Genomic DNA, 13575 nt, shown 5'->3' on the forward strand with positions numbered 1-13575 from the left:
AAAGGGAGCGGAATGACTTGAATATACCTCAGATTCAAATTTCACAGCAGCCTGCCTTGCTTGGAATTGACGCCGATCTTGGCAAGCAGGATCTGCAGCAACCGAGACCTACGCTTGATCTACGACAAGTCAGGCCAGAGCTTCAGATAAAACAGCCTCGAGGCAAGCTGGAGATCAATCAGGATCGCGCTTGGGATGCTTTGGGATTGGGCAATAATCTACAAACGATGAGCAAAATTTATTCGGCAGCCAAGGATATCGCCTTGCGCGGTCTGGCTAAAATCGTTGAAAACGGAAACCGTATGTCTGCTATTCATGTAGACAGCAATCCGTTTGCGGAACTAGCCAGTGACTGGCGCAAGACATTCCCGGAATTTGACTTCAGAGGACCTGCTTCCTTTCTCAATGTAGACACTCGATTTACCCCGGGCAGCTTGTCCATACAGGCTACCCCTGGTCGGGTGGAAGTCAACGCTCAAGTCAATGCTCCCATTCATAACTACACTAGGGGACAGTTAGACATCCATATGCTACAATACCCAAGAGTAGAGATTACACCGCCAGCGATTGATAAGAGAGTGTAACCATTATTATGAACAAGCTTAAGCTATAGGCCTTCCGGAAGTTGCGGGAATGTGTCTATAGCTTTTATATTATGACAAGCACCTTTACCAAGGAGGAAGTTGATAATGATTATTGCAACACGACAGTTAGGAACAGTAGAAGTACAAGAGGATTCAATTGTTGTCTTCAAGCATGGGGTGCCCGGCTTTGAAACACTGACACGGTTTGTGTTGATTGACTTGGGAGAAGAATTGCCACTGCGACTTTTGCAATCAACAGAGCGTCCTGAGGTTTCTTTTTTTATTGGCAACCCCTTTCAATTTTATCCGGATTATGAATGGGAGATGCCGGATGAATTGAAGGCAGAATTAGCTATTACCGCATCTACTGACGTCGAGGTTTGGTCGATTGTAACCTTGGCATCCGATTTATCGCAGTCTACCATCAATTTATTGGCACCTATCGTTCTCAACCGAGTACAGCGCAAAGGGAAGCAATACATTATCCATGCCAGTTCGTTTGGTCATGCCCACCCAATATTCCAACGTTAATTCCAAAAATTTGCTTGTAGAGAGGAGAGGTCCTGGTGCTGGTACTATCAAGGAAACGGGAAGAGTCGATTATCATTGATGGCGAAATCGAAGTGGTGGTTCTTGGCGTAGAAGGAGATGCGGTAAAATTGGGGATCCGAGCCCCTCGAAATGTAGATATCTATAGAAAAGAAATCTATACCGCCATCCAAGCGGCGAACCGAGATGCAGTAACTGCAAGCATTCCACTGAGCCAACTGACGGAGTTATTTAAAGGCAAAGAGAAGGGTGAAAGAAAAATGGAATAAAAACTGAAAAAAATCAAAAATACTCTTCATTTCTTCTTTGGGGATTTCGATATATATAGTAGCGCGAATGATAGGGCGGCCGACCTATTATTTGTAAGCTCCCGCAAGGACGCGGGAATTCGAGCTATTCAAGGAGGAAACTTTACAATGCGTATTAATCACAACATTGCTGCACTCAACACTCACCGTCAACTGACAAGCAACACTGCAGGTGCAAGCAAATCTCTGGAAAAACTCTCGTCTGGTTTGCGGATCAACCGTGCTGGTGACGACGCTGCTGGTCTGGCAATCTCCGAAAAAATGCGTGCACAGATCCGTGGTCTGGATATGGCTGCAAAAAATGCACAAGATGGCATTTCCTTGATCCAAACGGCTGAGGGTGCACTGAACGAAACTCACTCCATCCTTCAGCGTATGCGTGAACTGGCCGACCAGTCCGCTAACGGAACGAACACTGCGGAGGACCGCAAAAACTTGCAAGACGAAGTTGTTCAGCTGAAACAAGAAGTTGACCGTATTGGTAACAACACTGAATTCAACACGCAAAAACTGCTGAATGGCAGCTTGAAATCTTCCGGTGCTCTGGTAGGCCAAAATGGTACAACTGGTTCGATCATTGCCAAGCAAACTGCTGGGACTGTTGAGGCAGGTGCTGCAATTTCATCTGGGGATATTACCGATGCTATGTTTGTTGAAGAAACGATTACTATTGATGGCACCGAGATTAAAGTCAACTGGGCAAATCTAAGCACAGATGACAAAGCATTCTTGAAAGCTGTTGATACAACTGACCTGGGAGCAGCTGCAAAAGCAACTAACATCATTGTTAATGCGATTAACTCGGCCATTGACGCTTCCGGTAAAAATGTTTCTCATGTAAAAGGATATACGGATAATGCAGGAGTTATCACTCTTCAAAGCGGAAGCAAAGGTGTTGACTCCAAATTCTCTTTAGATTCGGGTGCCGCGGGTGTACTGAATCAAATGTATGGCGCAGCAACTCCAGCTGACGGCGAAAGCACATACAATGGAGCTGACACAGCAAATGCTGCTGATCTTAGAATTGGAAATGTCTTGCTTGAGGTTGATCTGGCGGGTGTTGCTACTTCTGGTGATGATATGTCCGAAGTGGCCGATGCTCTTCAAACTGCCATTAATGATGCAATCGCTGCTTACAATGGCATTACTAATAAGGCTGATGGAGAAGAAGGATTTATTAAAGACGTAACTGTAACAGTAACTAATGATGGCAGACTGTCTATTAATAGTGAATCGGGCCCAGTTACACTGCAAGACCGTTACGGCAATACAGACGTATCTGACCTTGGACTGAGCAATGCCCAAACTGAGGCTGCAGGCAACGGTGGTATGACTTTCCAAATCGGAGCTAACAGAGGTCAAACCATCACTTTCGGTATTGGCGACATGCGTTCTGCAGCACTGGGTATCGCTGGTGTTGATATCTCTACTGCAACAAGTGCATCTGCTGCTCTTGATCAGTTGGATAAAGCGATTACTTCGGTTTCGTCCGAGCGTTCCAAAATGGGTGCTGTTCAAAACCGTCTTGAGCACACCATCAACAACCTGCAAACAGCTTCCGAGAACCTGACAGCTGCTGAGTCCCGTATCCGTGACGTAGATATGGCGAAAGAAATGATGGACTTCACGAAGAACAACATCCTTTCCCAAGCTGCACAAGCGATGCTGGCACAAGCGAACCAACAACCACAAGGCGTTCTGCAACTGCTTCGTTAATTTATTCTTACACCGACCCTGGCATACTGCCGGGGTCTTTTTTTGTTTTTCTGGAAGATCACTAACAGAACGCTTCTGATTTACCGATAAAAGAAATAGAAAATGTTAACGGGTGGAGGTCAATGCCATGAGTTTGAATGTACCAGCCCCTGGTGGAGGCATGCCAGAACGAAGCGAGCCGAATCCTTTAATTAAGGTTGGATTGGATACCGCCCTTGCTCAGGCGAATTCTGTGATTTCAGCAACGATTAACAACATGGCGGATTTAAAACGAGCAGCAAGCCGGGGAGAGACCGTAACCATTAGTGACGAACAAATCGTTAAAACGATTGAGCGTTCGATTCAAGCCCTGCAGGGAAAAGAAACTTCCTTGCAATTCACGGTTCATGAGAAAACCAAAGCGATTCTTGTGAAAATTATGGATGTTCGTACTGGAGAAGTCCTGAAGGAAGTCCCTCCAGAGAAAACACAGGATTTTGCAGCAAAGCTTTGGGAGTTAGCCGGACTGTTTGTTGACGAGAAACGTTAAGGTAGAAAGGTGGTTATGATATGGGGATGAGAGTCAGCGGTTTGGTCTCGGGTATGAATACGGATGATATTGTAGCTAAACTTATGAGCGCCAACCGAATACCTTTGCAAAAGATGACACAACAGAAACAAACACTCGAATGGCAGAGAGATGATTATAGATCGCTAAACACCAAATTGATGGCCTTCCGTGATGCGGCTTTCAATATGAAACTGCAATCCAATTATTTGGCTAAAAAGATCACCTCTACTAATGAAGCAGCTGTCTCTGTAACGGGCACCTCCTCGACAAATGAAGGTCGTTACTCTATTGAAATTAATAAACTTGCTAAAGCAGCAAGTGTGACGTCTGGGGCATTGGGAGGCAGTACTGTTGGGGCTGAAAAGAAACTGAGTGAGCTGAATTTAACACAATCTACAGTCCTCACTATCGGAGGAGATAAAGGTAGTATTGGTATTGAAATTAAGCCTGAGGATACAATTTCTGACCTCGTGGGTCGTATTAACGGAAAATCCAATATGACAGGTGTTAAGGTGTCTTACGATGCCAATATGGACAAGCTGTTTTTTGTCTCTTCTAAAACAGGGCAAAGCTCCAATATTACTTTGCATGCACAGAGTACTTCGGAGACAGCGGATGTTCTAAAAGATGTTTTCAAACTTTCTACTACAACAGCACCACCTACAGCTGCAACATCAATATCAGGGTCAATTAAATTTGAACAAACGACTTCCGTCATTGATAAAGATTTAACTGAACCCACAGAACTTAGTGTTACAGTTGGTAATGGTGAAGCGATCAAGGTTGAAATTCATTCAGCAACAACAATTGGCCAAGTGATTGACAAGTTAAACCAGCAACTCAAACAGGATAACATTACAGCTTTTTTAAACAATGAGGGTAAGCTTAGCTTATTAAATGGAAGTGGTAGTGAAATTGAGTTTTCCGCAGAGGAAAACTCCAATATATTGGACAAGCTTGGATTAGGTGACGACATCGTTAGTAGTCCCGTTACCATAAAATCCTTCTCAACTAATGGTGAAAATGCTGAAGTAAGATTTAATGGTCAATCTGCAACCTACGAATCCAATACTTTTACCATTGCGGATATGACGTTTACTGCTAAGCAGACCACGACTGCAGCCGTAGATGTTGTGGTTACACAGGACGTCGATGCGGCCTTTAACGCAATTAAGAACTTCGTAGACAAATATAATGAGTTGCTCGACTTGGTAAACACCAAAACATCAGAAAAGCGTTACCGTGACTTCCAACCACTAACAGAAGAGCAGAAAAAGGAAATGAACGACGATGATATAAAACGTTGGGAAGAAAAAGCTAAGAGTGGTTTGTTGTCCAACGATCAAACACTTCAAAATGGCATGACTGATCTTCGCCGTCTGTTGAGTGGTCCAGTTTCAGGAATCCCAGATGGTCAATTCCGAAGTCTTGGAGATATCGGTATCTCAAGCACCCTAGTTGCGAACGGCATGGTTTCTGGATCTTATCTTGAAAAAGGTAAGTTATACATAGACGAAACCAAGCTCAAGCAGGCCTTGGCTGAAAATCCTGATGAAGTTATGAACTTGTTTACCGCTGATGACAGAGATCCTTCTTCTATTAATGGGGACGGATTTGCCACCAGATTGCATACCCAGACTTCGGCTCTAATCAATAAAATCACATCCAAGGCAGGCGCAACCGGAATGGTTGAGGAGCGCTATACCATGGGCAAAGAAATGAATCGGTTTGATGAACGAATAGATCGTTTAACCCGACGTATGGAGGATCTGGAAACCCGCTACTACAAACAATTCTCAGCAATGGAGACCTATTTGAACCGCATGAACGCGCAAAGCGCATGGCTGGCACAGCAATTTTCAACAGGAGGGTAACCAACGATGCAGCTTCAGCAACGGAACAAATACCTGGAGACAACGATTCAGACCGCGAGCCCAGCTCAGCTCTTGATTATGCTTTATGACGGTGCGATTCGCGCTTGTCGTGCAGGCATTGCTGCTATTGGCGATAATCAAGTAGCAGAGGCGAACACTCAGATCCAGAAGGCACAACAAATCATCAATGAGTTCATCATCACCCTAGACCAATCTTCACCCCTGGCCCCAGGCCTGATGCAGCTCTACGACTACTTCAAGACTCGCCTCACCGAAGCCAACATGACCAAAACCGCCGCACCGGCGGAAGAGGTGTTGGGTCACTTGATGGAGATGAAGGAAACCTGGATTCAGGCGGCGAAGGCTATCAACCAATCGCAGGGCGCACCGGCAGGAGGGCAATATGGAAGCTACAATCCTTCTACTCACACAACTGTCGTCTAATCTGGTTAGCCGGCTGGCGTCCGTGGAGCTGGAGGAAATGGCCGAGTATATGCGGGAGCGGGATGCGATTTTCATTCAGTTGCAGCAAATGCGTCCTACGCCCTCAGAGGCGGCGGAGCTACGTCCGGCCGTTGACCGAATTTTGGCCATGGATGCCCTCATTGTTGCGCGGATGAATTTGCTTCGTGGCGAAGCCAAGGCGGAGATGGACAAGCTCGCGAATGGACGAACCGCCAAAACTACGTATGAAGATGCATATGCAATGGACCAAGAGAGCTATTTTTTCGACACGAAGCGATAAGAACCTCCAAGAGCGCCCAAGCGCTCTTTTTGTTTTCCTAGATTCCTTACGTAGCATGGCATAAAACGCTTTCAGAAAGGAATTGACAATCCTGTGACGATGCGGTATATTTTCATTGTGGGCTTCATAAAATGAACTCTCACAGCTATTTGAAGACGAAGGGAATGTTCTGAATGCAAGGTAAAGTAAAATGGTTCAACGCAGAAAAAGGCTATGGCTTTATCGAGACTGAAGAGGGCGGCGACGTATTTGTTCACTTCTCCGCGATCCAATCCGAAGGTTTCAAAACCCTCGAAGAAGGTCAATCCGTAGAATTTGACATCGTCGAAGGCGCTCGTGGCCCACAAGCTGCTAACGTAGTCAAAGCATAATCTTCCGGCTGAGAAGCTGCAAGAATAGCTGGCAATAGCGAGTTCTAATTGCTGGACATGACACCCTCGGGGGCGACCCCGAGGGTTTTTCTGTATGCACGCATGCTGGGAGGCGTAGTATAATGAAGCTAAACAGACAAACCTATTTTTGGTGGTGAAGCTATAATCATGTCTATTCGTACATATCTGGATAACGTTTATGGGAAAATCTACGCGCGTGGGGAAGATATCTGGCATTCCGATCAGGTATTAAGCTGCCAGTTGATTGAGCCTGGCTTCTATGCGGCAGAGGTCGAAGGAACGGACCTATACGGTGTCACAATCGAGTTGAGCCCGGATCAGCATGTGCTTTTGACCGATTGTACGTGTCCTTATGATATGGGACCCGAGTGCAAGCACATCGTAGCCGTATTGCTATTGTTGGAAGATCAATTGAACAACGCGGAAGCTAACACTGCTTCTAACGAACAGGCATCATTAGCGCAACTCCTTCAATATCAAACCAAGGAAAAACTTATGGAGATTCTGCTATCGCTTGCCAAGGATACACCAGAAGTGAGAACCCGTCTTCGTTTTCATCTAAGTCATCATGATAATCAGTTTGACCTGGAAGCCGGTCGTAAGGTGATTCATACGGCAATCCGACAGGCTGGAGGCTATAACGGTTATATCGAATGGAGTCAAATCGGTAAGGCCTTGAAAGGACTCTGGCAGGTTCTCGATCAGGCCAATAAGCTAGCAAAGCAACAAGCTTTGCAAGGTGCCGTGCAATTATATTTTTTGTGTGCGGAAGAGGCTGTTGCGTTGTTGGATGATGTCGATGATGACGAAGGGAATGTATATATGGTGGGATCTGAAGCAATCGATAATGTTTTGAGTATCACTGAAGACCTGCAAGGGGAATCAGCCACGAATGCCGCTATTAAAGACATAAGATTGCTGATAGCCAATGAAGTCAAGAAACCAATGTACATGGAGTACAGCGACTGGCAATTAGACTTGCTTAATGGCTTGGCGGGCTTGCTTCGTACGTATGCGGACCAAGCGGATTTTGAAGCGCTTTTGGATGAAATTGAGCGGAAACAAGGGAGCAGACCTACAATTATTCCAAGTGAATTGCACTCAGACTGATTCCCGGCCCACCTAACAGGTTAATGACAAGGACACCTACAATCGGCTGAGCTTTTGTTCAGCTTTTTGCCACATCTGCCGGCCCGTTCTTCTTTTGAAAGCGTGTGTTGGAATGTGGTATAATTGTAAAGAGACCAAAGGAGGAGTGCCCATGCAATACAACATTCGTGGCAAAAACATTCAAGTTACTGACGCTATTCGCGACCATGTGGAGAAGAAGCTGGACAGGCTGGACCGCTACTTCGAGGAACCGCTGAACGCTGAAGCGAACGTGACCCTATCGGTGACGCGCAACCAACAAAGCGTTGAGGTATCGATCCCGCTCACGGGACTCATGCTTCGGGCCGAGGACAAGAATGACGATATGTATGCAGCGGTTGACCTTGTCGTGGACAAGTTGGAGCGCCAGATTCGCAAGCACAAGACCAAGCTGAACCGGAAGTTCCGTCAGGAGGGCAGCATCAAGTCGCTGTTCAAGGACGAAGCCGAGAGTGGTGCGGTCACAGTGGCTCTGGATGAAGACGAAGAGATGGAAGTTGTCCGGACCAAGAAATTCACGCTCAAGCCCATGGATGTTGAAGAGGCGATTCTCCAGATGAATCTGGTCGGACACACGTTCTTCATGTTCGCCAATGTGGACACCCAGGAAGTGAACGTCGTCTATCGACGCAATGACGGCAAATACGGCTTAATCGAACAGAGCTAATTCCCTGCAGGGGATGGCCTTTCCTGAACCGGACCTTTAGAGGTCCGGTTTTCTATATAGATGTAGCGGTCCGCAAAACGCGAATTTTCAGCTTCGACCTCCCCGGCCGCAACAGTTGGGCCTTCCCATACGTATATATTGTTGGAAATCCCTATCCATCGATTGCGGGAGTCTGGACAAACTGTTACAATTTAGGGATACAGTGAAAAGCGAAAGGGGCTTAACATAGACGATGCTCGGACTGGTTAAGAAATTATTCGGCGACGCGAATGACCGCGAGATTAAGCGGCTCACGCGTACGGTAGAACAGATCAATAATCTGGAATCCCAATTCACCGGTCTTTCGGATGAGCAACTGCGCGCCAAGACCGAAGAATTTAAGGCACGATTAGAAAAGGGCGAGGCCATCGAGAAGATCCTCCCCGAAGCCTTTGCCACCGCACGTGAGGCGTCCAAGCGGACCCTGGGCATGCGGCATTTTGACGTTCAGTTAATGGGCGGTATGGTCCTGCATGAGGGCAAGATTGCGGAGATGAAGACGGGTGAAGGTAAGACGCTGGTCGCGACGCTGGCGGTCTACCTCAATGCCTTGTTGGGCAAAGGCGTCCACGTCATCACCGTCAATGATTATCTCGCGCAACGGGATAGTCAGTTGATGGCTCAGCTCTACGAATTCCTTGGACTTACGGTCGGCTGTAACTTGCACGGCCTGAGCCACGAGCAAAAGCAGCAAGCGTATGCTTGTGATATTACCTACGGAACGAACAATGAATTCGGCTTTGACTATCTGCGTGATAATATGGTGCTGTACAAGGAACAGATGGTTCAGCGCCCGCTTTATTTTGCCATTATTGACGAAGTGGACTCCATCCTCATCGATGAAGCGCGGACCCCGCTCATTATCTCGGGACAAGCGGCTAAATCGACTGAAATGTACCATTCCGCCGATCGCTTCTTGGCCAAGCTGAATGGCGAAGAGGATTACACGGTGGATGTGAAGCTGCGGACGGTTGCTCTGACGGAGAGCGGTGTGGAGAAGGCGGAAAAAGCCTTCGGCATCGAGAATTTGTTCGACCATGCTAACGTACTGCTGAACCATCATATCCAGCAAGCGCTGAAGGCGCATGTCATTATGAAACGTGACGTCGACTACGTCGTTCAGGACGACGAGGTTGTTATTGTCGATGAGTTCACCGGCCGTCTGATGTCTGGCCGCCGCTACAGCGACGGGTTGCATCAGGCAATTGAAGCGAAGGAACAGATCAAGGTTCAGAATGAGAGTATGACGCTGGCTACGATTACGTTCCAGAACTACTTCCGGATGTACCGCAAGCTTGCTGGCATGACCGGTACGGCGAAGACGGAGCAGGAAGAGTTCAGCAAAATCTACGGACTCGATGTTATCCAGGTGCCTACGAACCGGACGATGATTCGTAATGATATTGCCGATGTCGTCTACAAGACCGAGAACAGCAAGTTCAAAGCGGTCGTTGAGGAAATTGTGAGCAAGCATAAGAACAGCCAGCCGGTCCTCGTCGGTACGGTATCGATCGAGAACTCAGAGCGGCTCTCGGAACTGCTCAAGAAAAAAGGCGTCGCGCACAAGGTCCTCAATGCGAAATACCATGCAGAGGAAGCTGAGATTATCTCCCGCGCGGGTCAGAGCGGATCGGTAACGATCGCGACGAACATGGCTGGCCGTGGTACGGATATCTTGCTGGGCGACGGTGTTGCGGACTTGGGCGGTCTGCACATTATCGGTACGGAACGGCATGAGAGCCGCCGGATCGACAACCAGCTGCGCGGTCGTGCCGGTCGCCAAGGCGACCCGGGTTCCTCGCAGTTCTACCTCTCTCTGGAGGATGAGCTGATGCGCCGCTTTGGTGCTGAGAACATTATGGGTATGATGGAGCGGATCGGCTTTGAGGAAGACCAGCCGATTGAGAGCCGTCTGATCAGCCGCGCGATTGAGTCTGCACAGAAGCGCGTTGAGGGCAATAACTTTGACCTGCGTAAAGTCGTTCTCCAGTATGACGATGTGATGAACCAGCAGCGCGAAGTCATCTACAAGCAGCGCCGCGAAGTGTTGCAGGCCGAGAATATTCATCAGATCGTGCAGGAGATGATCCAGCCGGTCATCGAGCGGATTGTCGCTGCGCACTGTCCGGACGAAGAGGTTCCGGAGGATTGGGATCTGCAAGCGGTGGTCGACTATGCTCATACGACCTTGCTGCCTGAGGGCTCGCTGACCAAAGACGATCTGTGGGGCAAAGAGAAAGAAGAGATGCAGTCCTTTATCCTGGATAAGGTGAATGCTTATTATAGCCAGCGTGAAGAAGAGATGGGCGCCGAGACGATGCGCGAATTCGAGAAGGTTGTCGTGCTGCGTGCGGTCGACAGCAAATGGATGGACCACATCGATGCCATGGATCAGCTCCGTCAAGGGATCCATCTGCGGGCTTACGGTGGTACCGATCCACTGCGTGAGTACCAATTCGAAGGCTTCGAGATGTTCAAGGAAATGATCGACAACATCCAGGAAGAAGTCACCAAGTATATTATGAAGGCGCATGTCGAAAGTAAAGTGGAGCGTAAAGCAGTAGCCGAAGGCCAAGCGGTCGACAACAAGGCTGAACCGGCTGCGAAGCGTCCAATGAAACGCGAAGAGCGTGTCGGACGCAACGATCCATGTCCTTGCGGCAGCGGCAAGAAATATAAGCAATGCCATGGTGCATAACTAGGACGAAGTGAGGGTTTCCAATGATTGATGTATCCGTAAAGCAGGACCTTCGCGAGATGGCGAAGAAACTTCAGAACCTTAGGGGGTCTCTTTGACTTAGATCTCAAGCGCGAGCAGATTGAGAACTACGAAGAGAAGATGACCGCGCCCGACTTCTGGGATGATAATGAGAAGGCGCAAGCGCTGATCGCTGAGCTGAACGGCGTCAAATCCGTCGTTGAGAAATACGAGAAGCTGCAAGCCGATCATGATGATCTGCAGATGATGCTGGAGCTGGTCGAGGCCGAAGGCGATGACGAGATGGGTGCTGAGCTCACTGGCAGCACGGCCGAGTTGGTTAAGGCCGTTGAGGACTTCGAACTGCAGCTGCTGCTGAACCAGCCGTACGACCGTCTGAATGCCATCGTTGAGCTGCATCCCGGCGCCGGCGGTACGGAGTCCCAAGACTGGGGCGAGATGCTGTACCGGATGTACACGCGCTGGGCAGAGAAGCGTGGCTTCAAGATCGATCTGCTGGATTATCTGGATGGTGATGAAGCGGGCATTAAGAGCGTGACGATGCTGATCAAAGGCTACAACGCCTATGGGTACCTCAAGGCTGAGAAAGGCGTACACCGGCTGGTTCGGATCTCGCCTTTTGATGCTTCGGGCCGTCGCCATACCTCGTTTGCTTCTTGCGATGTCATGCCGGAGATCGACGATGACATCGAAATTGAGATCCGCTCGGAGGACCTGAAGGTCGATACGTACCGCGCCAGCGGCGCCGGCGGTCAGCATATCAACAAGACGGAGTCGGCGATCCGGATTACGCATGTGCCATCTGGCATCGTAGTTTCTTGTCAGACGCAGCGTTCGCAGATCAAGAACCGTGAGCAGGCCATGAAGATGCTCCGTTCCAAGCTCTATGAGCGCAAGATCGAGGAGCAGCAGAAGGAGCTGGCCGAGATTCGCGGCGAGGTCGCAGACAACGCATGGGGCAGCCAGATCCGTTCGTATGTGTTCCATCCGTACAGCATGGTCAAGGATCATCGGACACAAGTGGAGACGGGCAACGTCGGTGCAGTCATGGACGGTGACCTCGATGCTTTCATCGATGGCTACCTGCGCAGTCAGATCCAGCAGGACAGCTAACTCGTTGTACACCTGTTTTGAACCTAATGAAATGAACCCAAGCCTCCCATAAGTCGGGGGCTTGTTTTTTTGCATTGCTGCAGCGGTAATCACTCCTTAATCTCTTGTCTTGTCTTCGGTTCATCCTGGTGTAAGTGAGATTGTCACCTGTATGCCTGTGGCAGAATATGCTCATACTGGGGAGGACTCTAATCGGTGAGGCAGGGGTGCAGATGAAGGCTGGAGGCGACGCACGCGAGCGCAAAAGGTTCCGACTACCAAAGATTGCGGACACAGAGCCGGTACGTCTACCTGTCCGCAGACGACATAGAACCCGAACCGCAGGGGAAGCGGGACAGAGCCTGTATGTGCAAATGGTCTTGCTCTTGCTTGGGGCCTTCACGGTGGCGGTTAGCTTTAATCTGTTCCTGCTGCCCAATGGCATTGCTTCCGGCGGTGTGACGGGTGCCTCCATCCTGGTTGAACGGCTGCTCGGCTTCACGCCGGCCTTGACCCAGTGGGCGCTCAATATTCCTCTGTTCCTGCTGGGATTGTGGCTGCTGGGCCGGCGCTTTGCGGTCAAGACAATTCTCGGATCATTGGTGCTGCCGCTCTTCGTCCTGCTGACAGCGCAATGGCCGTCGCCCACTCAGAATCCGCTGCTCGCAGCGATCTATGGCGGAATCGGGGTCGGTATCGGCCTGGGTCTGGTGTTTCGTGCTCGCAGTTCCACCGGCGGATTGGATCTGGCCGCGCAGCTGGTGCATCGATATACCGGTTTGCCGCTCGGTCTGGCCGTTGCGTGCCTCGATGGCCTGGTCATTGCAGCCGCTGGCTTCATCATTTCTCCGGAAAATGCACTTTATGCGCTGATCGGCCTATTCGTTACGAGCAAGACGATCGATATCGTACAAACGGGACTGCTGGTCTCCAAAGTGGCATTTATCATCTCGGGCAAAACAGAGGCAATCAGCGAGGCCATCTTGCATGAGCTGGACCGGGGACTGACGAAGCTGACTGCACTTGGCGGGTATACTGGAGAGTCCCGGACCGTGCTGATGGTCGTCGTGGGACAGAATGAGGTGACGCGTCTGAAGCTGCTGGTTCAGTCGGTGGACGCCAGTGCTTTTGTCATTATCAGCGATACGGCTGAGGTATTAGGGGAAGGCTTTAAGCGCTAAGCTAAAGGTA

Annotated in this window: 14 protein-coding genes; all 14 read left to right on the forward strand. The window is 49.2% G+C overall.

Going from position 1 to position 13575, the window contains the following annotated elements; genetic code table 11:
* Positions 1-17: 17 nt before the first annotated feature.
* The 14 genes from F556_RS0123945 (at position 18) to F556_RS0124010 (ending at position 13565) form a co-directional block, all read left to right on the forward strand.
* Complete coding sequence (locus F556_RS0123945) at positions 18-584, forward strand: DUF6470 family protein (RefSeq protein ID WP_020619537.1); 567 nt, start codon at positions 18-20, stop codon at positions 582-584.
* 105 nt (positions 585-689) lie between these two features.
* Entirely contained in the window at positions 690-1115 is a 426-nt protein-coding gene (gene fliW / locus F556_RS0123950; protein WP_020619538.1) for a flagellar assembly protein FliW, read from the forward strand.
* Positions 1116-1150: 35 nt separating this feature from the next.
* On the forward strand, positions 1151-1402 hold the full coding sequence (csrA, locus tag F556_RS0123955; protein ID WP_020619539.1) for a carbon storage regulator CsrA: 252 nt from the start codon (positions 1151-1153) through the stop codon (positions 1400-1402).
* Between the two features lie 147 nt (positions 1403-1549).
* Entirely contained in the window at positions 1550-3157 is a 1608-nt protein-coding gene (locus F556_RS0123960; protein ID WP_020619540.1) for a flagellin N-terminal helical domain-containing protein, read from the forward strand.
* Positions 3158-3284: 127 nt separating this feature from the next.
* Entirely contained in the window at positions 3285-3686 is a 402-nt protein-coding gene (locus F556_RS0123965) for a flagellar protein FlaG (protein ID WP_020619541.1), read from the forward strand.
* Between the two features lie 20 nt (positions 3687-3706).
* A complete protein-coding gene (gene fliD, locus F556_RS0123970; protein ID WP_020619542.1) occupies positions 3707-5581 on the forward strand; it encodes a flagellar filament capping protein FliD in 1875 nt (624 codons plus the stop codon).
* 6 nt (positions 5582-5587) lie between these two features.
* Positions 5588-6025: a flagellar export chaperone FliS gene (fliS, locus tag F556_RS0123975; protein ID WP_020619543.1), complete on the forward strand. Its 438-nt coding sequence runs from the start codon at positions 5588-5590 to the stop codon at positions 6023-6025.
* Complete coding sequence (fliT, locus tag F556_RS0123980) at positions 5985-6326, forward strand: flagellar protein FliT (RefSeq protein ID WP_020619544.1); 342 nt, start codon at positions 5985-5987, stop codon at positions 6324-6326. Before fliS ends, fliT begins: the two co-directional genes overlap by 41 nt.
* Positions 6327-6499: 173 nt before the next feature.
* Positions 6500-6697, forward strand: a complete 198-nt coding sequence (locus F556_RS0123985) for a cold shock domain-containing protein (RefSeq protein WP_020619545.1) — start codon at positions 6500-6502, stop codon at positions 6695-6697.
* Positions 6698-6865: 168 nt separating this feature from the next.
* Positions 6866-7828, forward strand: coding sequence for an SWIM zinc finger family protein (locus tag F556_RS0123990; RefSeq protein WP_020619546.1), 963 nt, complete (start codon positions 6866-6868; stop codon positions 7826-7828).
* Between the two features lie 151 nt (positions 7829-7979).
* Positions 7980-8534: a ribosome hibernation-promoting factor, HPF/YfiA family gene (gene hpf, locus F556_RS0123995; protein ID WP_020619547.1), complete on the forward strand. Its 555-nt coding sequence runs from the start codon at positions 7980-7982 to the stop codon at positions 8532-8534.
* A 232-nt stretch (positions 8535-8766) separates the two neighbouring features.
* The gene (gene secA / locus F556_RS0124000; protein ID WP_020619548.1) at positions 8767-11271 is read left to right on the forward strand and encodes a preprotein translocase subunit SecA; all 2505 of its coding nucleotides are present in this window, start codon (positions 8767-8769) and stop codon (positions 11269-11271) included.
* A 23-nt stretch (positions 11272-11294) separates the two neighbouring features.
* A protein-coding gene (prfB, locus tag F556_RS0124005) for a peptide chain release factor 2 (protein ID WP_157272920.1) occupies positions 11295-12405 on the forward strand; the annotation gives its coding sequence in 2 pieces (ribosomal slippage) (positions 11295-11366 and positions 11368-12405; 1110 coding nt in all).
* 212 nt (positions 12406-12617) lie between these two features.
* Positions 12618-13565: a YitT family protein gene (locus tag F556_RS0124010; protein ID WP_020619550.1), complete on the forward strand. Its 948-nt coding sequence runs from the start codon at positions 12618-12620 to the stop codon at positions 13563-13565.
* Positions 13566-13575 lie beyond the last annotated feature (10 nt).

The organism is Paenibacillus daejeonensis DSM 15491, from assembly GCF_000378385.1.
Lineage (GTDB): Bacteria > Bacillota > Bacilli > Paenibacillales > Paenibacillaceae > Paenibacillus_D > Paenibacillus_D daejeonensis.